This window comes from Devosia sp. LjRoot3 (genome assembly GCF_964252865.1).
GTDB lineage: Bacteria > Pseudomonadota > Alphaproteobacteria > Rhizobiales > Devosiaceae > Devosia.
In genome coordinates this window covers 288981-309490 of the sequence record NZ_CAXUPK020000002.1, presented here as the reverse complement: position 1 = coordinate 309490, position 20510 = coordinate 288981, and the positions used below count along the sequence as shown (strand labels likewise).

Sequence of the window (20510 nt, the reverse complement as noted above, 5' to 3'; positions counted from 1 at the left end):
ACTTAAATTCGCTATTGGCTGAGCGTTCGGGCCGCTGGCGTAGATGGCGGAGCTTTGTGCCCAAATCACTCCCACATCACGGAATGCACGAGTCGCCTGAATCGCTTGTAGGCACTTCTTAACGTACTACCTTAAGAAATTTTCATCTATTTTTCTTAACAATTTCAAACACTTAAATTAAAATCACCTTACCAGTGTTTGCGTATTGCCGAAGCGAATTAAACTTTGTTAACTATTTGGGCTTAGGCTTCAGTCATATCCAGTAGGGTTGGAGCGTGGTGGTTGGACTTGTCATCCCATCACGCGGGTTCCAGCAGGAACGAATGACAAGGGGAATATAATGCGGGTACTCCTCATCGAGGACGATAGCGCCACGGCGCAGAGCATCGAACTGATGCTCAAGTCCGAAAGCTTCAACGTCTACACCACCGATCTCGGTGAGGAAGGCGTCGATCTCGGCAAACTTTACGACTACGATATTATCCTGCTGGATCTCAATCTGCCCGATATGAGCGGCTATGAGGTTCTGCGGACATTGCGCGTCGCCAAGGTGCAGACGCCGATCCTTATTCTCTCGGGCCTTGCCGGCATCGAAGACAAGGTCCGTGGTCTCGGCTTTGGTGCCGACGACTACATGACCAAGCCGTTCCACAAGGACGAACTCGTGGCTCGCATCCACGCCATTGTTCGTCGCTCCAAGGGCCATGCCCAGTCGGTCATCTCGACGGGCGACCTCATGGTCAATCTCGACACCAAGACCGTCGAAGTGCAGGGCGCCCGCGTCCATCTAACGGGCAAGGAATACCAGATGCTGGAGCTGCTTTCGCTCCGCAAGGGTACGACGCTCACCAAGGAAATGTTCCTCAACCACCTCTATGGTGGCATGGACGAGCCGGAACTGAAGATCATCGACGTCTTCATCTGCAAGCTGCGCAAGAAGCTCAGCGTTGCCACCGGCGGCAAGAATTACATCGAAACCGTCTGGGGCCGCGGCTATGTGCTGCGCGAGCCCGATGAGGCCGATGTCTATAGCGAAAACGTCGCCTGATCTTCCGGCGATAGAAATGCAAAAGCCCCGCAACCGCTGCGGGGCTTTTTGTTTTTGGGTTTAGTCACCGGTTTCCTGCATGACGGCCATGGCATCCACCGTGCCATCGGCATTGGCGCGGAAGGTCAGTTCCTGCCAGATCTTGCCCGGCGGGGTGGCGGCGTCGGTCAGATTGGTGCTGCGGAACCAGCCATAGTCATCGGGCTGGCCGGTCAAGTAGTTGGCGGCAATGACATCGGCGGGCAGGCCGATGCCCATCATGCCGAGATCGACCTTGAGGTCGGCGGGCCAGGTGCCGCAATTGGCCGAGGCGGGAGCCGGATCACGCACATCGATGGCCACGCCGGTCACCGCACCACCGCCCATTTCACCATCCGAATAGAGCCAGAGCGTTTCCGCATTGCGCGAGAGGCACGCCCAGGTGGTGGCCTCCCCCGCCTCGCCCCAGTTCTGCGCTGCAGCGCCGAGGCTGGCCGCGAGGTCTGCAATTGAGGTTTCTTCGAGAACGACAGGCTGGTCGCCGATGGTGACGTTATAGACCTGTTTGACTTCGCCCCATGGCTCGGGTGAAGCCGGGCCGGAGCGAGACACTGAATCGATCCAGGTATTGGTGATGGGCGAGGCCTCTGCCTTGAGCGAAATGGCGAGGCAGGCAATGAAGACAAGCACGGACGCAGTGCGCATGAAAAGTTTCCCCTCGGAAAGTGTGGGCGTGCCTCTAGCGCTGCCAAGCTGAACCGAAGCTGAGCGGGCCATGCAGAAAAATCGCGGGCCATGTAGAAACCAATGCAACTGGTTCGTCGTCTTATCGAAATGCCCTGAAGGGCCACTATCGAGGAGACGAAAATGCTGCGCCTTGCCCCCATCGCCGCCCTGCTGCTGGCTGTGAGCCCGGCCCTCGCCCAGACCGAACCCGTCGGCAAGACCGTCGAGGTCAATGGCATGGACCTCTACTATGAAGTCTCCGGCTCCGGCGATCCGATCGTCGTGCTGCACGGCGCTTATATGAACATTCCCACCATGGGTGGCATCATTCCGGCGCTGGCGGAAAGCCACACGGTCTATGCCATCGAGTTCCAGGGCCATGGGCGGACGGAGGACATCGACCGGCCCATCACCTATCCCAACCTCTCCAGTGACGTTGCCGCCTTCATGGATGCGGTCGGCTTGGAAAAGGCCGATATCTTTGGCTATTCCATGGGCGCCGCGGCGGGCCTGCGGCTTGCCATCGACCACCCCGAAAAGGTCGACCAGCTCGTCGCCGCCTCGGTCAGCTACGACATGGCGGGCTCGCAGCCAGCTTTTCTCCAGATGATCCCGACCATGACCCCGGAAATGTTCATCGGCTCGCCGATGGAAGACGCCTGGAAACAATATGCACCCAATCCCGAGGGCTTCCGGCCCTTTGTCGAGCGCATGATCGCGCTGGAACATGAACCGCTAGCATGGGGCGATGAGGTCAAGGAATTGAAGGCGCCCGTGCTGATCATTGCCGGCGATGCCGACATGATGACGCTCGAGCATATCGTGAGCATGTTCCGCCTGCTCGGCGGCGGCGAGCCGGGCGACATGGGCCAGCCTCTCGGCGCCTCGCGCCTTGCCATCCTGCCGGCGACCTCGCACACGGCGGTGATCAATCAGGTCGACCTGCTGATGGGCTTTGTCGGACCCTTCCTCAAGGGCGAAACCCCCAAAGGCATGTTCGATCAATGATCACACCTGCCGGTATCGGCCACTCCAGTCTTTTCCTCGCGCCACTTCGCTGGCAACCTTGTCAGCGATTTGGAGGGGTCAATGAGCAATCGCCAAGAAACCGACCGGGCAATTGCCACGGTCTGGCGCGTCGAACAGGCGCGGCTGATCGCGGGCCTTACACGTCTGGTGCGCGACATCTCGCTGGCCGAGGAACTGGCGCAGGACGCCCTGATGGCGGCGCTAAAACATTGGCCGGAAACCGGGGTGCCGCGCAATCCTGGTGCCTGGCTGATGCAGGCGGGCAAGCGCAAGGCCATCGACTATTTCCGCCACCGCAAGATGGCGCAGGGAAAGCTCGAAGAAGTCGGCCGCATCATGGAGGACGAGGTGCCGGACGCCGAAACCGCCATCCATGATAGTATGGACGACGACGTCGGCGACGATCTCCTGCGCCTCATTTTCACATCTTGCCACCCCATCCTGCCTGCCGAAAGCCGCGTCGCCCTGACGCTGCGGCTGATCGGCGGGTTGACGACGGAAGAGATCGCTCGCGCCTTTCTGGCCAATGACACGACCATCGGCCAGCGCATCGTTCGGGCCAAGCGCACTATTGCCGATGCTGGCGTGCCCTTTGAAGTTCCACGCGGCGAGGAGCGGGTCGAGCGGCTGCAATCCGTGCTGGGCGTGCTTTATCTCATCTTCAACGAGGGCTATTCGGCAACGGCCGGCGAGGACTGGATGCGGCCGCAGCTCTGCGAAGAAGCTATGCGCATGGGGCGCATTCTCGCCCGGCTGATGCCCGAGGAATCCGAAGTGCATGGCCTCCTAGCCCTGATGGAAATCCAGCATAGCCGCTTCCACGCCCGCACCAATGCCAAGGGCGAACCGATCCTGCTACCGGACCAGAACCGGGCGCTTTGGGACCAGCTGATGATCCGGCGCGGCCTTGCCGGGCTCGATCGCGTCAATGCGCTCAATGGTGTGGCCGGCCCCTATGCGCTGCAGGCGGCCATCGCGGCCTGTCACGCAAGGGCGCGGAAATCCGCCGATACGGACTGGCGCCGGATCGCTTCACTTTACGCCGTGCTCGTGGAAATCATGCCCTCGCCGGTGGTTGAACTCAACCGGGCCGTAGCTGTGTCCATGGCCGAAGGGCCGGCGGCTGCCCTCCCCCTGGTGGAGGCCATTCGAGAAGGTGGGATGCTCGAGAACTATCACCTGCTCTATGGCGTTCGCGGCGACCTCCTGCGAAAACTCGAGCGGCATACCGAGGCCAATCTCGATTTCCGGCACGCCGCGGAACTGACGCGGAACGAGCGCGAGAAGGCGTATCTGCTGGGCAGGGCGGCGGAAGTCGCCGGCTAGACCGTTTCGAACCGGCTGAGGTCGAATTTTGCTTCGAGGCTCTGCCGGTCGAAAGGCTTCATCATATAGTCGTCGGCGCCTTCCTTGCGGGCCATGGCGATGGCGCCGATGTCGTGCTCGACCGTGCAATAGACGATATGCGGCTTTTCCCCGCCAATGAAGGCGCGCAGCAATTTCAGGAATTCGAGCCCGCTCATGATCGGCATGTTCCAATCGAGCAGGATCGCGTCCGGCATGTCGGCCTTGCACTTCTCGAAGGCTTCCTGGCCGTCCTCGGCTTCTTCGACCGTGAAATCGAGATCCTCGAGAATGCGGCGAGCAACCTTGCGCACGACGGTGGAGTCGTCAACGATCAGGCAAGTGGGCATGGCGGAGCTCCGGGCAGGCAGGCGCTGCCCGGACTATGCGCGGCAAGTGGTTTGGGAATGGTTAGCGAAAAAGAAACTCTTCGCTATTCGCCTGACGTCTCGACCTTGGCTTCCTCGGCGACAACCTCTTCCTTGGCCTTGGGGATGGCCGTGAAGAAGAAGATGTCGGCCTCGATGCCTATATCGATCTCCATATCGGTCATGCGGGCGAGAAGGCCGGTATAGAAGGGCTGGATACCCCGGGCGTCGACCGAACCTTCCTCCGGCATGCCCGAGAGAAGGCCAGCCGAACCCGATGGGATCAGCGTCTTCTGGCGCTTTTCAGGATCGCTCTTGGAGTTGAATTCGAACTTCTCTTCGCCGGCAGGACCTGTGACCTTGACCGTGACGAGGCCACCGCGCGGCACGGAACCCGCTGCGATCAGCAGCATGTTCATGAGGAGCTTGGCCTTGTGCTTGGGCAGCAAGATCAGCGGCACCTGCCAGTCGAGATCTGCCTTTTCGATATCGAAGAGAATGCGTGCAACGCGCTCGCATTCGCGCGTGTCGATATCGGTGCCGGCGGTCGAGGAGGCGCCATAGGCGAGGCGGGCGAATTCGAGTTTTGCCCGGCTCTGCTTGGCGGCGCTGGCGATGAGATCGCGCGCGCCTTCCGACATTTCGGCCTGCGAGGGATCGGCGAGAACTTCGAGCCCGTTGCCGATGGCGCCGATGGGGTTGATCAGGTCATGGCAAACCCGCGAGCACAGCATTGCGGCGAGGTCCGTTGCCTTGAGCTCAATGATATCGGTCATCTTAGGTCTCCATGCCCGCCGAAGCGGTGAATCAGTCTTGGGAAGGATAAAGGGACGCGCGGCCCAGCACTACTGCGTCGATAGCGTTTTGGACAATGCTGGCCAGTTTGCGGCGCCCTGACGGGCGGCAGCATCGGGCGCAAGCAGGAATGCCTCGCGATTGGCTGCCGAATAAAAGAGGAAAAGGCGGTCCTTGAACACGGTGTAGAGGCGCGGATCTGAATCCGAGACAAAGCCGCGCGCCATGCTCATGGCGCCGTGGCCACCATATTGGGGTGCATAGATTTCCGGGTGGCGCTTGAAGATTTCGAAATTGGCTTCATTGGCAAAGTGCCAGGGCGCGCCCATCCAGTAGAATTCGAATTCCGCCTTGCCCTGCTGCGGAGCCTTTTCGGTGAAATAGGAAACCGGGTCCATGCCGCCTATGGCGATGCCGGTGAGTGGATCGGCGGTGATGTAGCTGACGACGGACTGGGCGATCGCGGGGGTAAAATGGGCAGAAAACGGCCCAAAAAGCGGCAGCACCACGGCGAACATGGTTAAGATTTGTTTAGAGGTTTGCTGCATGATCGAAATCCAGGATCGGCACGTCGTCGGCGGTAAATTTGCCGCAAAGACCTTAATGTCTTCGTAACCACGCTGAGCCGCCCAAGGGAGATGATCCATGTTCAAACGCCTGGCCAAAATCGGTGCCCTGTTGCTGGCGCTCGCACTGCCGGCATCTGCACCCGCCCTGGCACAGGGTTCGCTGAGCGACACCTATTCGGGTGAGGAGCTGGTTGAAAGCGGACACCAGTTCTTCGGCTCTGCCAGCCAGGGCCTTGCCTCTGTGGTCGAAAAGGCCGTGAGCCAGTTCGGCCTGCCCAATGGCTATATCCTCGGCGAGGAAGCCGGCGGCGCCCTGTTTGTCGGCGCCAAATATGGCGAGGGCAAACTCTATACCCGCAATGCCGGGGAATATTCGATCTTCTGGCAGGGTCCGAGCATCGGCTTCGACGTTGGCGGCGACGGCTCGAAGGTGATGATGCTGGTCTATAACCTGCAAACCATCCAGGAGATTCTGGGCCGCTATCCCGGCGTCGATGGCTCGGCCTATGTGATCGGTGGCCTGGGCATGACCGTGACCAAGCGCGGCAATGTCGTCGTCGTGCCGATCCGCTCCGGCGTCGGCGCCCGTCTCGGCATCAATGTCGGCTATCTCAACTTCACCAATGAGCCCACCTGGAACCCCTTCTGAGGCCCATGGCTTCGCCGAACAATCTTCACAAGCCGGGGCTTTGTCCCCGGCTTTTTCGTGACTCGTGTCCCGGGGCCGTTAGGGTTAATCTTCTGTGGAGATGGCCAGGGTAAAACCGGGGCGCTAAATCGGAATATGGACGAGCCGGCTGTGCCGGGGCTGCCTTGCGGCCGGAGTATGCGCGATGCTGATCGAGAACATGATGTATTTTGCACTGGGCCTGCTGGTGGCAGGACTGGTTGCGCTGATCATCATGCCGGCCGTGTGGAAGCGGGCGGTACGCCTGACCAAGCGCCGCATCGAGGCCGCAACGCCCATTACCCTCTCCGAATTCCGCGCTGACAAGGATCAATTGCGCGCCGAATTCGCGCTTTCGACGCGCCGGCTCGAAATGAATGTCGAGACGCTGCGCAAGCGCCTTGCCGAGCAATTGAGCGATGTGAACCAGAAGCGCACCGATCTCGGTGCGCTGAAAGCCGAGCGCGAACAGCACATGGCCGTGGTTTCCGAGCTCGAGACAAGGCAGGTCGATCTGCGGGCCCGCGTGCTCGAACTCGAAAAGGAAGGCACGGACCTGGCGCAACGGCTGCGCATGCGCGACCGCGACGTGGAAGTGCGCCAGGACGAGATCGAAAACCTGCGCGGAAGCCTGCGCGAGGGTTTCCCTGAGCCGACCGGCTCGGAAAACCTCAGCGGCGACTATGATCAGGATATCGACCGGCTGACGGCGCTGCTGGCCATCGAGCGCAAGCGCGCAAGTTTCCTTGAAGATCAGGCCCGCAGCCTTATCAACCGGCTGGAAAACTCTGATCGCCGCTCGTCCGAGGCCACGGCCGCCATCGCCCAGATGCGCGATGCCCTTGCCCGGCGCGATGCCCGCGAAGACGAAAACGCCGAGGCGCTCGTCACCGCGGAAGCCCGTATCGCCAGCGCCGAAAACCGACTCAACGCGCTCCTTGCCGAATCCAGCGAAGCCGTTGCCGAAAGCCATGGCCGGGTCGAGCAATTGCTCGCCGACAAGCTCGGTCTTGAAGACGAAGTGGAGCGGCTGCGCTCCAAGGTCGCCAATGTGGAATCCTCGATCCTGGCGGATTGGGAAACCGAGCGCTTCGAAGAGGCGCACTTGCGCGAAAAACTCAATGACATTGCCGCCAGCGTCAGCCGGCTGGTCTATGCCGTCGACCACGATACCCCGCTCAACGACAATCCCGAGGAAAGCCTCTTCGAACGCGTGCAACGCTTTGCCGATGATGGGGAGTCGATGGGGACGCTGGAGCCGCCGACCAGCGATGGCCCGCGCCGGGGTTCGGTGTCGGATCGCCTCGCGGCATTGCGGGAAATTCAGGGGCGGTAACCCGCCCCTCGCCGCATTTACTGCGCCGCGATTTCCGTGCTTTGACGCAATTCGCCGGTCTTGGAATCGAACACGGACAGCATGACCGCGCCGCCAGCGCGGTAGGTGACCTGAATGGTCCCATCCAATGTCACGGCCGAAACGACCTCGGCCCCGGCCGGAACGGCCACGCTTGCGGCAATGGTTGGAGGTGGCGCATCGCGCATGAGGCGATAGACAACCGCCACGCCAATCGCCATAAAGCCCAGCAACATGATGCCCATGGCGAAACCCGCCGAGCGGCGTGCTTTTCCAATAGCGGCGGCAGCCTCGGGCGAGACTTCGGTTTCGGCGGGGGCGGGCTTATTGCCGGACTTGTCAGGATCACTCATGGCGGACGATACCGATCTAGAATTCGAGGGCGAGCCGATCGAGCTTGTCGTCGATGAAGCCAACGCCGGAGGCAGGCTCGATGCCGTGCTCGCTAGAGAACACGACGTCCTGAGCCGCAGCCGGATCAAGGATCTGATCCTTGCTGGCGCCGTCACCATCGACGGTAAGCCCGTCAGCGAACCCAAGTATCGCTTGAAGGCCGGGGAGACAATCGTCCTTCTTGCCCCACCCCCGGAAGATCCGGAGCCGCAGGGCGAGGATATTGCGCTCGACATCCTCTATGAGGATGACGAGCTGATCGTCATCAACAAGCCTGTCGGCATGGTGGTGCACCCTGCCCCCGGCTCGCCCAATGGCACGCTGGTCAATGCGCTGATCTTCCATTGCGGGGAGAGTCTGAAAGGCATTGGCGGGGTGAAGCGCCCCGGCATCGTGCATCGCCTCGATCGCGACACGTCGGGCGTCATGGTGGCGGCCAAGACGGAAAAAACGCACAAACACCTCTCAAAGCAGTTCGCCGATCATGGGCGCACCGGACCGCTTCATCGCGCCTATACCGCCTTTGCCTGGGGGACGACCCAGAGTGCTCTTGGCTCGGTCGATGCACCGCTCGGTCGCGACCCCGGCAATCGCCTGAAGCAGGCCGTGCGCAAGGATGGGCGCGAGGCCATTACCCACTATTCGGTCGAGGCGCGCTATGGTGACCAAGGCTGGGATATTACCCGCATCCAGTGCCAGCTCGAAACCGGCCGCACCCACCAGATCCGCGTGCACATGGCTCATATCGGCCATCCGCTCGTTGCCGACCAGGTCTATGCCTCGGGCTATGTCACCAAGGTCAACCGCCTGCCCGAGGAACTGGCCAATGCCGTTCGCGCGCTCGGGCGCCAGGCGCTGCACGCCGCCGAACTCGGCTTCGAGCATCCGGTAACAGGCGAAGAAATGATGTTCGAGGCAGACCTGCCCGACGATCTGCAGGCGCTGCAGGATGCGCTTGAGCCCTTCGACAAGGCCTTTGCGCGCTGACGGCATCACTCAAGGGTGATCGAACCGAAAGGCCCGCTGGCACGTAGTGTTTGAGGCACATCAAAAATGCCAGCGGGAACCTTATCCAAATTGTAACGTTGGATCGGGTTTCTGCCTCTTAAAATCGACAAACTGCCGCCTATATTAGGCGGTGCGTCTTCGCCTGTGCCGTACGGACAGGGGAAGATTCTTCCGCCCGCGCAATGCGGGGGATACGAAAGGGGGTGCGTCCATGGCCCAAACCAATCTGCCCGTCCTCTCCTCTGAAGGCGGTCTCAGCCGCTATCTGCAGGAAATCCGCAAGTTCCCCATGTTGGAACCGGATGAAGAATACATGCTCGCCAAGCGCTACAAGGAACATGCCGATCCAGGCGCGGCCCAGAAGCTGATCACAAGCCATCTGCGCCTCGTCGCCAAGATCGCCATGGGTTATCGTGGCTATGGCCTGCCGATCTCTGAAGTCATTTCCGAAGGCAATGTCGGCCTCATGCATGCGGTCAAGCGCTTCGAACCCGAAAAGGGTTTCAGGCTTGCGACCTATGCCATGTGGTGGATCCGTGCCGCCATCCAGGAATATGTGCTGCGTTCGTGGAGCCTCGTGAAGATCGGCACCACCGCCGCGCAAAAGCGTCTGTTCTTCAACCTCAGGAAGGTAAAGGGACAGATCGCAGCCCTGGACGATGGCAGCCTCCATCCCGACCAGATCAAGCAGATCGCCACGACGCTCAAGGTGACCGAAGACGACGTTGTGTCGATGAATGCGCGCCTCTCCGGCGACGCTTCGCTCAATTCGCCCATGCGGGCAGACGAAGGCTCATCGGAATGGCAGGATTGGCTGGTCGATGACACGCCGGACCAGGAAACGAGCCTGGGTGAAACCCAGGAATTCGACGAGCGCATGACCCTGCTCAACCAGGCCATGGACGTGCTCAACGAACGCGAACGCGCCATCTTCCAGGCCCGCCGCCTGCAGGATAATCCCGCGACGCTTGAAGAACTGGCCCAGCAATATGACGTCAGCCGCGAGCGCATCCGCCAGATCGAAGTCCGCGCCTTTGAAAAGGTACAGGAAGCCGTGCAGCAAGCTGCGCAGCACTAAGCCCGACCAACATTGATCCGAAGGCCGGCCATTTTGGCCGGCCTTTTCATTTGTGCCTGAGCGATAGCGCTGCGACGCGCGCATCGGTCGGCGTCATGCCATAGGCGCGCCGAAAGCTTCGATTGAGCGACGAGGCTTCGGGAAAACCGCATTCGAGCGCAATACTGACGACGGAGCGCGAGGCCAATCGCGGATCTTCGAGCATCTGCCGTGCCTTGCCGAGGCGGCTACTCCCAACAAAGTCGGAAAAGCTGGTGCCGCGCTGCGCTAGAAGTCGCTGCAGATGGCGTGGCGAAAGGCCGTGTCGCGCCGCGACCCAGTTCAGATTCAGATTGGTGTTGCCGAGATTACCCACGATATCAGCTTCAATCGCGGCAAGACGGGCCGGCGCCACCGCTTCCTGTTCGATATGCCGTGCCAGATCGGGCGCTGTCCCGACGGCCAGTGCCAGCATCTGCAGAAGCTGGCGCGCCACAAACGCCTGCTCCATCGGATCAGCAAGCGGCTCTGCATCGAGCAATTGCCCATAGCGTCGCAAGAGCGACAGCATGGGCGTGTTCTGCCGCAAGACCGTGAGCGGTGCCGCGCCAAGCCCAGGCACAAGGGCCGCGAGATCGCGATGCGGCACACGCAGCGCCCAATTGTGCTGGAAGCTCGGCACGATGATCTGGGATTCGCGCTGATGCGACAGCAGCATTGCCTCGCCGGCCGCTATGACCAGATCGTCTTTGCCTGGGCTTTGCAGGACCATTTTTGCACCCGGCATGACCAGCATGACATGATCCTGATCGTCTTTGAGCAGCTGCCGCGTGCGCCTTGTGACGATAGCCGAAGAGCGGGCGCTGCCCCAACTGGCGCCCTGTACGACGCGCAGCTGTGCCTCGTAGCGAAACGGTGTGTCCTCGTCGGGCAAGTGAACTTCGGTGCGCATCAGTTCGACGAGGAAATCGGCCATGGCCGACGCCCGTCTATCGATAGGCGCGGCGCTGATCGAAAAGCGCAGCGTTGGCGCCGGAGAAGCGAACGATTGCCCCAGTATCGTCATTGCCGAAATGCTCCGCGGAGACCGCGACTATTGGATCACCGCAAGGGCACGTCAAGCCGACAACACCCTGATAAGGCGGCATTTTCGACACATCGGCGGATCCACAACAGGCGATGTCGTATGGCGCCAAGCCATCTGTCGTGCAGCGTCAAGACGAGGCAGGCCGAATGTGATGTCTCTGCGTCAAGCGCCCGGAGCGCGTCCATTCGAGGCATAGATGACCCCAGTACACCCTGCTACACAGCTTTGGCAGAAGACAGCGCTTCAACAGCATAAGGGCCTTATACTACGCTCCATCGCCATCTGCCTCCTGGCGACAACCACACTGGCTATCATCGCGATTCCTGCTTTGGGGCAAACGAGTTGGAGCGGTGCCAACAGCGCCGACTGGAGCGACGCCGGCAACTGGGATAGCGGCGTACCGACCGCAGGCGACGTGACCACCGTCGAGACCAACACGCCCCATGGACCGCAACTCGACGGCATAGTCGGCAATACAGGTGCTGTCAGGATCGGTACCGGCACCGGAAACGGCGTTCTCCAGATTCTTAACGGCGGCACCCTGAACGCGGGCGCGTTGAACCTCGGCTTGGATGTCGGCAGCATTGGCAACCTGCTGATTTCCGGCGCAGGGACCGCATTGACCAGCAGCTCCGGCATGACTGCCGGCGTGACAGGGGAAAGCGCGGTTGCCATCTCGGGCGGGGCGACGGCCGCAATGACCTACCTTGTGGCCGGTCAAGCACTGGGATCGAAGGGCACGATCACGGTGTCGGACACCGGAACCTTGCTGACGACGTCTTTGGGCATTGCGATCGGACAGAATGGCGAAGGTGGACTGCTTGTCCACAACGGCGCACTTCTGGAGGCAAGCCAGATTTCGATCGGACAGGCATCGTCGGGGGTCGGCACGATCGCTGTCAGCGGCAGCGGCTCGACCCTTGCCGCACTCGGCAATCTCGTGGTCGGCGAGGACGGTAGCGGTACGCTGACCGTATGGGATGGTGGTATCGCCGCATCTGCGGCGACAATCCAGATCGCCCAACATGCCACGAGCACAGGCACCATCAATATCGGGTCGGCACTTGGGCAGACTGCACGGGCGGCAGGCACCTTGTCGGCGACTGGCCCCATCCAGTTTGGGGCGGGCAATGGCACGCTAAACTTCAACCACACCGACACCGCCTACAGCCTTATCCGACAAATCCAGGGCAACGGCACCATCAACCATGTCTCTGGCGCCACGACACTCACCGCGGATTCCCAGGGCTTCACCGGCACGACCAATGTGACGGGCGGCAAGCTGATCATCGTCGACAAGCTGGGCGGCACGCTCAATGTGTCAGGCAGCGGCAGCGTTGGGGGTACAGGGCAGCTTGGTACCATCGCAGTCGGAGCAGGCGGCACCGTGGCGCCCGGCAATTCCATCGGAACGGTGCTAGCGACCGATGTCACCTTCAATGCGGGTTCCTTCTACGATGTCGAGGTCGATTCGGCGGGCCAGTCGGACCTCATTATCGCCAATACCGCGACGCTCAACGGCGGCACGGTTCGGGTCTCTGCATCGCCCGACTATCTGGTGGGCAATAGCTACAACATCATCCATGCGTCCATGGGACTGACGGGCACCTTTACCAATGCCACGACGAACCTGGCCTTCATAACACCGGTGCTGAGCTATGACGGGCAAAATGCCTTCGTGACGCTCTTCCAAAGCTCCAACTTCGTCGTGGGCGCGGAGACGCCGAACCAGCAGGCCGTGGCCAAGGCACTCGATACGTTGGCGACCAACAATCCCGTCGTCCAGTCCATGCTCACCCTGACGGTGCCCGCGGCGCGGCAGGCGCTCGACAACCTCTCGGGCGAAGCTCATGCCTCGGTTCGCTCGGTGCTGCTCGAAAAATCCCGCTTGCCACGAGAGGCGGCCTTCGATCGCCTCGCCCATGATGAGGAAGGAATGTGGGCACTGGTCGAGGCCAGCGATGTTTCGCTTGCGTCCGACGGCAATGCTGCAGCGGTCGGGGCCGGCGGCTTCGATCTCGCCGCAGGCGCCGATGCCTATCTTGGCGAATGGCTGGCGGGCCTCCTGGTCCACGGCGGTACAGCGGGGCTCTCCATTCCCGACCGCTCGACCACTGGAACGATCAATACCATTGGGCTTGGTGCCTATGCCGGCACCGAATGGGGCGCCACGGCTCTCGATCTGGGGCTGGATCTCGCCCTGCACAGTATCGATACCCAGCGAAAGTTCGACATGGGGCGGCGCTTCTCCGCCACCCTGACCGGCAATTCTGGCGCGACGACCACGCAGGCCTTCGGACGTCTTTCCCACGATTTCGTTCTGCCCGCCTTCGTGCTGCGTCCCTATGGCGAGGGCGCCTATGTGGTGGCGACCAGCGGCGGTTTTACCGAGGCGGGCGGGCCGGCAGCGTTGAATGTGGCCAATGGGGTGAGCGCGGCGCTGTTCACCACGCTCGGCCTCGATATCGAGCGCGAACTGGTGCTCGAAGACGGCTCGACAGTGAGCTTTGGTGGCGGCCTCGGCTGGCGGCATGCCTTCGCCGATACGCCAAAATCCACCCATGCCTTTGCCAGCGGCGACAATTTTACCGTCGCCGGTGCACCCCTGGCGACTGACGCATTGGTCCTCGAAGCCGGGTTGGGCTGGAAGACGGTCAAGGAGATGGAGTTCGACCTAAGCTATGACGGCATCCTGTCGAATGCCGGCCAGAGCCACGTGTTCAAGGCGACGCTGGCCGGACACTATTGACACTCAAACCGCGCCGATCAGATCCCAGAGGCGTTCCTTTGCGAGAATGAGAAGCCACGGCGTCTCATCCTCGGGGAGGACTTCAACGGGTCCACCCGTCCCCTCGTTCGACGTGCCGATGAGGCCGCCAGGCTCCAGCAGCAGGCCATCCATGGGATAGAAAAGTCCCGTCGAGCTGCGGAAGCGGATGGGCACCAGCGGGTGGATCGAGACGCGCTCGCGCTTGCCCGCTTCAAAGGCAATGGGCCCGGTAACGGCGAGCGCCACATCGACCTCGTCGACCAGCATGAGCCGGCGGCTTGGTGCATATTGCAGCACGGCGCTGAGGGCGGCGAGGGTGTGGTCGAGGCGCTTGCCGGTCATGCCGAGCGCAAGGGTGACAGGCGCCTCGGTTGAATAGAGGGCCTTCTGGAAATCGGTGGTGATTTGTTCGGGGATGTGGATGACGCGCGTGCGGCTTTCCCAGCCGGCGCGGTTCGTCAGCGAATCGAGATCGCCGATGATGGCATCGGGCAAAAGGCCCGCCGCATCGATCGTGTCGGCGCCGCCATCGGCCCCGATCAACACCACCCCTTTTTCGGCCAATTCGCGAAGCAAAGCGCCGTCCACCGTGCCGCCGCCGACAATGGCGAGGGGGCGATCAAAGACCAGCGGCGACCCATTGGGCTCGCGTTCTGAAGTCACTTGCACTGTCACATTTCTCTCAATAAGGTCCGACCCGTCTCGCTGGGGTGTTCCGGATAGCTGCCGGAGCTGAGAGTTACCCATTGAACCTGAACCAGGTCATGCTGGCGGAGGAAGTTCGAGATGGCAAGGGTGCCTTTTCGTGCTCTTCCCATTGACACATACCCTTCTCCCATGGCCGCAACCGTTGAAGGGATGACCAAATGGTCAAGTCCACCTCCATGGCGCTTGCGGTCCTTATTGGATTGTCTGCTGTTTCTGCACATGCGCAGGACGTGCCCACGCTCACCATCTACACCTATGACGGCTTTGCCGCCGAGTGGGGCCCCGGGCCGCAGCTTTCGGCCGCGTTCGAGCCGGTCTGCGGCTGCAAGCTGAACTGGGTCGCTGCCGATAGTTCCATCGGTACGCTGCGCCGCGTGCAGCTCGAAGGCGCGACGACGGAAGCCGATCTCATCGTTGGTCTCGATACCGCCATTGCTGGGGAAGCGCGCGCGACCGGGCTCTTCGCCGACCACGGCCTGACGCTCGATAGGCTGGCGCTGCCCGAAGCCTGGACCGATGCGCAATTCGTGCCGTTCGATTACTCGCACTTTGCCTTCATGTACGACACGGACCGGACGGCAACGCCGCCAAAGTCGTTCGAAGAGCTGATCGCCATGCCGGAAGATTTCAAGATCGTGGTGCAGGATCCGCGTTCGGCGACGCCCGGTCTCGGGCTCGTGCTCTGGATCAAGGCCGCCTATGGCGATCGCGCCTCTGAAATCTGGGCCGGCCTCAAGCCGCACATCCTCACCGTGACGCGCGAATGGAGCGAGAGCTATTCGCTCTTCCTCGATGGCGAAGCCGATATGGCGCTCTCCTACACGACCTCGCCCGGCTATCACATCATCGAAGACAAGGATGAGACCATCAAGGCGGCGCTGTTCGAAGAGGGGCACTATCCGCAGATCGAAGTAGCCGGCGTTTTGAAGTCTTCGGACCAGCAGGAACTGGCCAAGCAATTCCTCGCCTGGTTCGCCTCGCCCGAGGGCCAGAAGATCATCCCGACGACCAACTGGATGTTCCCGGTTGTTGATCTCGGTGCCGATCTCAATCCCGCCTTTGCCACCCTGCCGCAGCCGGAAAAGACCCTGCGCCTGAGCGATGAGGATATTTTGGCTAATTCCTCCGCCTGGATCGACGAGATGCTGGCGGCGGTTCAGTAGGCAAAGATGCAGGCCACAAGCACGATGCAGCACCTCCCCCTTGACGGGGGAGGTTGGGAGGGGGTGGCGGCAAGCACGGCACCATCGTGGCTCCCGTCCCCCTCCCCAGCCCTCCCCGCAAGGGGGAGGGTGCCCGCCGGCGCGTGCGACCAGAAATGCTGACCCTTCCGCCCCGCCGCGCCCGCATTGTCGTTTCAAGCGTTCTCGCCATCGCCATTGCCGGCCTGATCGCGGCAGTGCTCTGGGCGATTCTCGATGCCGCCACCGAACCCAGTTCGGTTTCCCGCGTGGACATCCCTCATCTCCTGCGCATGACCGCCATTCAGGCGGGACTGACGACCGTGCTGTCGCTCACCGTCGGCACTGCGCTGGCCTGGGCGCTGAACCGGTTGCGCTTTCCCGGTCGTGATCTCGTCGTCGGGCTCTTTGCCGCCGCCATCGTCACACCCGGCATGGTTGTGGCCTTTGGCCTCCTCTCCATCTGGGGGCGCAATGGCTGGATCAATCAGACAAGTGAGGCCCTGTTCGGCTTTTCGCTCGGCAATCCCGCCTTCGGGCTTTCGGGCATTCTGCTCGCCCACGTCATTCTCGATGGCGCCTTTGCCGCGCGTATTCTTTTGGCGCGGCTCGATGCCATTCCGGCGACGCGATTGAAGGTCGGGCAATCTCTTGCGCTCTCGGCAACGCAACGCTTTGCCCTCATCGACTGGCCCGCCATGCGTTCGAGCCTGCCGGGGCTTGGCGCCATCATCTTTCTTCTCGCTTTCACCAGCTTTCCCATCGTCCTGCTGCTCGGCGGCGGGCCGGCCAATCAGACGCTGGAAGTCGCCATCTATTCTGCCGTTCGGCTCGATTTCGATCTCGTCGGCGCCGTGCGTCTGGCACTGACCCAGATCGCGGTATGCGCCGTGGTCATCCTGCTGGCCTCGGCCAGCACGCCCGTCGTCAGCGTGCATGGCCGCTCGGTCGCGCCGAGCTGGCGGGATGCGGTCCCGGCGCAGGCGCTGCAATGGTTGGTTCTGTTGCTGGCCACGGTGGGCTTTGCCCTGCCCCTACTCTCGGTGCTGATCGACGGCATTGTCTCCGGTTTTGGCCGGGTTCTGGCGCAATCGACATTCTGGTGGGCGCTGGGAACGAGCCTCCTCATCGGTAGCACTTCGGCCGTACTGACCCTGCTGCTCGCACTTGCTCTGACACTGGGGCGTGCGGCGAGCGCGGCAAGGCCGGTGCGCATTCTGCTCGGCACGCCGAGCTTTGCCTATCTCGCCGTGCCCGCCGTGGTGCTCTCGCTCGGCTTCTTCCTCATCGTGCGCAATCTGGGGGTGGCGCCAGCACAAGCCGCGCCAGTTGTGGTGATCATAGCCAATAGCCTCCTTGCTTTGCCCTTTGCCGTCGCAACGCTCGGCCCGCCGCTCGATGCCATGGTACGCGCGCGCGGAAAACTCATTCGCTCGCTGGGACTTTCCGGCTGGCAGCAGTTCTGGCGGGTCGAATATCCGCTGCTCGGCAAAGACATCGGGCTCATGCTCGCGCTCGCCTTCTGCTTCTCGCTCGGTGATCTTGGGGTGATAGCCCTATTCGGAACGCAGGATTTCCAGACCCTGCCGCTGATGATGTTCCGCGCCCTCGGTGCCTATCGCAGCAATGACGCCGCTGCCATCGCCGCCATTTTGCTGATCGGCACCATTCTCGCCTTTGTCGGCCTGCCGCGCCTCTTTGAAAGGATCGCCCATGCTTCGCGCTGAGCACCTCGCCTTCGCCTATGGAAAAGGGGCGCAGACCTATGACTTCTCCTTCGAGGCCGAGGCTGGCTCCATCACGGCCATTTCCGGGGCGAGCGGCTCGGGCAAGTCGACACTGCTCGACCTCATCGCCGGTTTTTTGACGCCGAAGAGCGGCACGCTGACGCTCGACGGCGTCGACCTGCTGCCGCTGCCACCGGAAACGCGGCCACTGTCGCTGCTGCTGCAATCGGACAATCTTTTCGACCATCTGAGCGCGCGCGAGAACGTCGCCCTTGGCCTGCCAAAGGGCACGGCCAAGGCCGAAGGCCGGCAACGCGTCGAAGAGGTTTTGGCGCGCGTCGGGCTGGAAGGTCTTGCCGATCAGACCGCGGCAACGCTTTCGGGCGGACAAAAGCAGCGCGTGGCTTTGGCTCGCACGCTACTGCGCCACCGCGCCATCCTGCTGCTGGACGAACCTTTTTCAGCGCTCGATGACGACACGCGAAAAGTTATTCGCGCGCTGGTGGGCGAACTGACGCAGAGCGAAGGCTGGCACACCATCCTCGTGAGCCATCACGAGGACGATATAGCGGCGCTTGCAACGCGCCGCTATCGCTTGGCGGAAGGCCGGCTCACGCCGGCCTGATCACTGCGCCCAGGCGGCAAAAACTTCGTTGAACAGTGCCTGCGCATCGGAATCCTTTTCGAGCGTCAGGATGGCGTTGCGGCCCGTGCCATAGACAATGGCAAGATCGAGCCAGCGGCGCGATTCCAGAAGCTGCGAATTGGTCGTCTGATCATCGGGCGAGGCCGACAGTGCGAAGAGGAAGCTATTGCCCATGACGCGGGCCGAGGCGCCGACCAGCGGCGTGCCCGGCACAAGTTCTTCATTCTTGAGCAGCACGCCCGGCAGGCTCGAAATCGCGCCACCGACAAAGGTGTCGTTGACGTCGAAATTGACTTCCATCAGGTGGCTGGCCGGCAGGCTCGGATCGCCATTCTTGCGGATCGTGACTGAGACATTGAGATTGCGCGCCGGAATGCTGGCCTCGCCGATCAGCGTCGGCAGGCCAAGCTCATCCTCACCCTTGGTCCATTCGACCGTGCCCGAGAAGGGCACGGCGCCGGTACGGCCATCAGCCGAAGCCTCGAGCAGCAGCGACTGGCTGCCGGCGAGCACTGCCGGGTCGACACTATTGGCCGGATCATTGGTCGCCGCGATGCTGGTATCGGCGCCCGAAAGGCGCTCCTCGGTCTTGTTCTCTCCCCCATTGATCGAGGGCAGCACGGTCTCGGTGCCGCTCGGCGTCACCGCCTCCGGCGTCGGCTCCAGCCGTTCGTCAAGATCGATACCTTCGATGGCCGTGGTCGGCTCGCTGGTCGTGGTGGTCGCCGTATTGCCCGGGCCGGTCGTGGTGTCAGGCGCGGCCGGCGCATCGAGCGTCGGTGTCGTGGGGGTGGGCGCGTCTGCGGTTTCGGTCACGGCCGCTTCGGTACGACCGAACATCTGGTCGAGATCGACATAGCCCTCGCGCCAGGCCCAGAAGCCTGCGCCACCGGCACCGACGAGGAGAAGAGCAAAGACGATAAGGAAAATCGTCATGCCGGCGCCGGAGCGGCGATCGCTTTCGGCTGTGTCGAAAGCGCTGGGGTCAGCGTTCTCGTCAGCAAGATTTTCTTGAATAGGCGCCCGAGTTTCGCGCTCGGGCAACATTTCAGTCGGCTCGCCGCGGGCTTCGCGATCGAGCGTTTCTATGGCCCGTTCGATGGCGCCTTCGGCTTCACGCGTGTCGTCGGGCTCGACCTCGACTTCCCTAACGCTCGACAGGGCGGTTTCGACCTGCGGTTCGACGACGCTAATTTCGGGCTCGACGACAGTCTGACGGGCCAGTGCAGAAGCCGACCCCATGGAGGGTTCGACACGCGCCATGACCGGCTGCGCGTTAAAACCGCCATTGGCGGCGGTGCTGACAACAGCAGCGGCGTCGCGACGGGGCAGGATGCTCGGGCGCTTGAGCGGAACCGGCGCATTGGCGCTGGGAGAGGGGACCTCTTCCACGGCAACCGGCGCCACCGGCTTGGCAATGGCTTCGTCTTTGACGACGAGCGGAGCCACGACCGGCTCCACCTGGGCACCGCTGACGCTTGCAGCCTGACCGATGATCTCTTCGATCGAGAGCGGGCCTTCGTCGTCTTCGACCGCTTCGGTCGGGACGACATCAGCAGGCAATTCGTCCGATTCAGGCTCTGCTTCGGCTTCAACTACCTGCGGCGCAGGCTGTTCGATCGGCCTGGGCGCCACAACCTGAACAGGTTCGGGAACAACGGGCTGAGGTTCCACCGCCGGCGCGGACTGGATTTCCACCGCGGGCACCGGTTCGGGCGCGCGCGGAGGCGGGGCCGATGGGGCGGGTGCAGCGGCGACCGGTGGACGCGACGCAAACAATGCATCGCGCCCCAAGCTGATCACGGCTTCGCTGGCTTCCTGTTCGACCTGGCGGATACAATCTTCGAGCTGCAGCCGGTGCTGCGTAATCTCGCGAGCAGGCAAAGGGGGCTGGATAGCCCGCAATTGACCGACGAGAGCCGCGCGCGCCTTTTCGTAAACTGCGCGCCGCGCAGCCCCATTGTTCTCCGGCAGCGCCGAGATCGCTCGGCGCAACAGCTCCTTATAGTCCGCCATAGGCTACTGGGTACTCACAATTGCAGCGACGTCTTTTA

General features: G+C 62.1%; 19 protein-coding genes and 1 riboswitch. Of the genes, 11 read left to right on the top strand and 8 right to left on the bottom strand.

The window, feature by feature from the left end; translation table 11 throughout:
• Positions 1–340 precede the first annotated feature (340 nt).
• Entirely contained in the window at positions 341–1048 is a 708-nt protein-coding gene (ctrA, locus tag ACSQ2A_RS08605; protein WP_035085763.1) for a response regulator transcription factor CtrA, read from the top strand.
• Between the two features lie 60 nt (positions 1049–1108).
• Here the strand turns inward: ctrA and ACSQ2A_RS08600 are convergent, their stop codons facing one another.
• Positions 1109–1732, bottom strand: a complete 624-nt coding sequence (locus ACSQ2A_RS08600; RefSeq protein WP_436071868.1) for a hypothetical protein — start codon at positions 1730–1732, stop codon at positions 1109–1111.
• 162 nt (positions 1733–1894) lie between these two features.
• Between ACSQ2A_RS08600 and ACSQ2A_RS08595 the strand changes: the two genes are divergently transcribed.
• Both ACSQ2A_RS08595 and ACSQ2A_RS08590 read left to right on the top strand, forming a co-directional pair.
• Positions 1895–2761 carry an alpha/beta fold hydrolase gene (locus ACSQ2A_RS08595; RefSeq protein WP_436071867.1) on the top strand — a complete coding sequence of 289 codons (867 nt, stop codon included), beginning with the start codon at positions 1895–1897 and terminating at the stop codon, positions 2759–2761.
• Between the two features lie 81 nt (positions 2762–2842).
• On the top strand, positions 2843–4108 hold the full coding sequence (locus tag ACSQ2A_RS08590; protein WP_436071866.1) for an RNA polymerase sigma factor: 1266 nt from the start codon (positions 2843–2845) through the stop codon (positions 4106–4108).
• Here the strand turns inward: ACSQ2A_RS08590 and ACSQ2A_RS08585 are convergent.
• From ACSQ2A_RS08585 to ACSQ2A_RS08575, 3 genes are all read right to left on the bottom strand, one after another.
• On the bottom strand, positions 4105–4476 hold the full coding sequence (locus ACSQ2A_RS08585) for a response regulator (protein WP_295415621.1): 372 nt from the start codon (positions 4474–4476) through the stop codon (positions 4105–4107). The two genes, ACSQ2A_RS08590 and ACSQ2A_RS08585, sit on opposite strands and share 4 nt — an antisense overlap.
• A gap of 83 nt (positions 4477–4559) precedes the next feature.
• Entirely contained in the window at positions 4560–5270 is a 711-nt protein-coding gene (gene chpT, locus ACSQ2A_RS08580) for a histidine phosphotransferase ChpT (RefSeq protein WP_295415623.1), read from the bottom strand.
• Between the two features lie 69 nt (positions 5271–5339).
• Positions 5340–5837 carry a YHS domain-containing (seleno)protein gene (locus tag ACSQ2A_RS08575; protein ID WP_436071865.1) on the bottom strand — a complete coding sequence of 166 codons (498 nt, stop codon included), beginning with the start codon at positions 5835–5837 and terminating at the stop codon, positions 5340–5342.
• 97 nt (positions 5838–5934) lie between these two features.
• Between ACSQ2A_RS08575 and ACSQ2A_RS08570 the strand changes: the two genes are divergently transcribed.
• The gene (locus tag ACSQ2A_RS08570) at positions 5935–6507 is read left to right on the top strand and encodes a DUF1134 domain-containing protein (protein ID WP_295415627.1); all 573 of its coding nucleotides are present in this window, start codon (positions 5935–5937) and stop codon (positions 6505–6507) included.
• 184 nt (positions 6508–6691) lie between these two features.
• Entirely contained in the window at positions 6692–7861 is a 1170-nt protein-coding gene (locus tag ACSQ2A_RS08565) for a hypothetical protein (RefSeq protein ID WP_436071864.1), read from the top strand.
• Between the two features lie 17 nt (positions 7862–7878).
• On the opposite strand, the gene ACSQ2A_RS08560 is transcribed toward ACSQ2A_RS08565, so the two are convergent.
• The gene (locus ACSQ2A_RS08560) at positions 7879–8232 is read right to left on the bottom strand and encodes a DUF6476 family protein (protein ID WP_295415631.1); all 354 of its coding nucleotides are present in this window, start codon (positions 8230–8232) and stop codon (positions 7879–7881) included.
• Between ACSQ2A_RS08560 and ACSQ2A_RS08555 the strand changes: the two genes are divergently transcribed.
• On the top strand, positions 8231–9259 hold the full coding sequence (locus tag ACSQ2A_RS08555; RefSeq protein ID WP_436071863.1) for an RluA family pseudouridine synthase: 1029 nt from the start codon (positions 8231–8233) through the stop codon (positions 9257–9259). The genes ACSQ2A_RS08560 and ACSQ2A_RS08555 overlap by 2 nt on opposite strands.
• 232 nt (positions 9260–9491) lie before the next feature.
• Positions 9492–10358: an RNA polymerase sigma factor RpoH gene (rpoH, locus tag ACSQ2A_RS08550; RefSeq protein WP_295415635.1), complete on the top strand. Its 867-nt coding sequence runs from the start codon at positions 9492–9494 to the stop codon at positions 10356–10358.
• A 46-nt stretch (positions 10359–10404) separates the two neighbouring features.
• Here rpoH and ACSQ2A_RS08545 read toward each other — a convergent pair whose 3' ends face one another.
• Positions 10405–11403, bottom strand: coding sequence for a helix-turn-helix transcriptional regulator (locus tag ACSQ2A_RS08545; protein ID WP_436071862.1), 999 nt, complete (start codon positions 11401–11403; stop codon positions 10405–10407).
• Positions 11404–11620: 217 nt separating this feature from the next.
• Here ACSQ2A_RS08545 and ACSQ2A_RS08540 point away from each other — a divergent pair, with 217 nt between their 5' ends.
• Positions 11621–14173 carry an autotransporter outer membrane beta-barrel domain-containing protein gene (locus ACSQ2A_RS08540; protein WP_436071861.1) on the top strand — a complete coding sequence of 851 codons (2553 nt, stop codon included), beginning with the start codon at positions 11621–11623 and terminating at the stop codon, positions 14171–14173.
• Positions 14174–14176: 3 nt separating this feature from the next.
• On the opposite strand, the gene ACSQ2A_RS08535 is transcribed toward ACSQ2A_RS08540, so the two are convergent.
• On the bottom strand, positions 14177–14857 hold the full coding sequence (locus ACSQ2A_RS08535) for a thiamine diphosphokinase (protein WP_436071860.1): 681 nt from the start codon (positions 14855–14857) through the stop codon (positions 14177–14179).
• Positions 14858–14890: 33 nt separating this feature from the next.
• Positions 14891–14992, top strand: a riboswitch (TPP riboswitch).
• A gap of 68 nt (positions 14993–15060) precedes the next feature.
• On the opposite strand from ACSQ2A_RS08535, the gene thiB reads away from it, so the two are divergent.
• The 3 genes from thiB (at position 15061) to ACSQ2A_RS08520 (ending at position 18435) form a co-directional block, all read left to right on the top strand.
• Positions 15061–16065, top strand: coding sequence for a thiamine ABC transporter substrate binding subunit (thiB, locus tag ACSQ2A_RS08530; protein ID WP_436071859.1), 1005 nt, complete (start codon positions 15061–15063; stop codon positions 16063–16065).
• A 155-nt stretch (positions 16066–16220) separates the two neighbouring features.
• Positions 16221–17810 carry a thiamine/thiamine pyrophosphate ABC transporter permease ThiP gene (locus ACSQ2A_RS08525; RefSeq protein ID WP_436071858.1) on the top strand — a complete coding sequence of 530 codons (1590 nt, stop codon included), beginning with the start codon at positions 16221–16223 and terminating at the stop codon, positions 17808–17810.
• Positions 17797–18435, top strand: a complete 639-nt coding sequence (locus ACSQ2A_RS08520) for an ATP-binding cassette domain-containing protein (RefSeq protein ID WP_436071857.1) — start codon at positions 17797–17799, stop codon at positions 18433–18435. The genes ACSQ2A_RS08525 and ACSQ2A_RS08520 overlap by 14 nt, the downstream gene beginning before the upstream one ends.
• Here ACSQ2A_RS08520 and ACSQ2A_RS08515 read toward each other — a convergent pair whose 3' ends face one another.
• Positions 18436–20472: a hypothetical protein gene (locus tag ACSQ2A_RS08515; RefSeq protein WP_436071856.1), complete on the bottom strand. Its 2037-nt coding sequence runs from the start codon at positions 20470–20472 to the stop codon at positions 18436–18438.
• Positions 20473–20510 lie beyond the last annotated feature (38 nt).

Bases quoted from the DNA above. Each gene is read 5' to 3' on its own strand.
- ACSQ2A_RS08555 (WP_436071863.1), top strand. From the start codon at position 8,231: ATGGCGGACGATACCGATCTAGAATTCGAGGGCGAGCCGATCGAGCTT.
- ACSQ2A_RS08585 (WP_295415621.1), bottom strand. From the start codon at position 4,476: ATGCCCACTTGCCTGATCGTTGACGACTCCACCGTCGTGCGCAAGGTT.
- thiB (WP_436071859.1), top strand. From the start codon at position 15,061: ATGGTCAAGTCCACCTCCATGGCGCTTGCGGTCCTTATTGGATTGTCT.
- chpT (WP_295415623.1), bottom strand. From the start codon at position 5,270: ATGACCGATATCATTGAGCTCAAGGCAACGGACCTCGCCGCAATGCTG.
- ACSQ2A_RS08565 (WP_436071864.1), top strand. From the start codon at position 6,692: ATGCTGATCGAGAACATGATGTATTTTGCACTGGGCCTGCTGGTGGCA.
- ACSQ2A_RS08525 (WP_436071858.1), top strand. From the start codon at position 16,221: ATGCTGACCCTTCCGCCCCGCCGCGCCCGCATTGTCGTTTCAAGCGTT.
- ACSQ2A_RS08545 (WP_436071862.1), bottom strand. From the start codon at position 11,403: ATGACGATACTGGGGCAATCGTTCGCTTCTCCGGCGCCAACGCTGCGC.
- ACSQ2A_RS08515 (WP_436071856.1), bottom strand. From the start codon at position 20,472: ATGGCGGACTATAAGGAGCTGTTGCGCCGAGCGATCTCGGCGCTGCCG.
- ACSQ2A_RS08520 (WP_436071857.1), top strand. From the start codon at position 17,797: ATGCTTCGCGCTGAGCACCTCGCCTTCGCCTATGGAAAAGGGGCGCAG.
- ACSQ2A_RS08595 (WP_436071867.1), top strand. From the start codon at position 1,895: ATGCTGCGCCTTGCCCCCATCGCCGCCCTGCTGCTGGCTGTGAGCCCG.
- ACSQ2A_RS08575 (WP_436071865.1), bottom strand. From the start codon at position 5,837: ATGCAGCAAACCTCTAAACAAATCTTAACCATGTTCGCCGTGGTGCTG.
- ACSQ2A_RS08570 (WP_295415627.1), top strand. From the start codon at position 5,935: ATGTTCAAACGCCTGGCCAAAATCGGTGCCCTGTTGCTGGCGCTCGCA.
- ctrA (WP_035085763.1), top strand. From the start codon at position 341: ATGCGGGTACTCCTCATCGAGGACGATAGCGCCACGGCGCAGAGCATC.
- ACSQ2A_RS08590 (WP_436071866.1), top strand. From the start codon at position 2,843: ATGAGCAATCGCCAAGAAACCGACCGGGCAATTGCCACGGTCTGGCGC.
- ACSQ2A_RS08540 (WP_436071861.1), top strand. From the start codon at position 11,621: ATGACCCCAGTACACCCTGCTACACAGCTTTGGCAGAAGACAGCGCTT.
- ACSQ2A_RS08600 (WP_436071868.1), bottom strand. From the start codon at position 1,732: ATGCGCACTGCGTCCGTGCTTGTCTTCATTGCCTGCCTCGCCATTTCG.
- ACSQ2A_RS08560 (WP_295415631.1), bottom strand. From the start codon at position 8,232: ATGAGTGATCCTGACAAGTCCGGCAATAAGCCCGCCCCCGCCGAAACC.
- rpoH (WP_295415635.1), top strand. From the start codon at position 9,492: ATGGCCCAAACCAATCTGCCCGTCCTCTCCTCTGAAGGCGGTCTCAGC.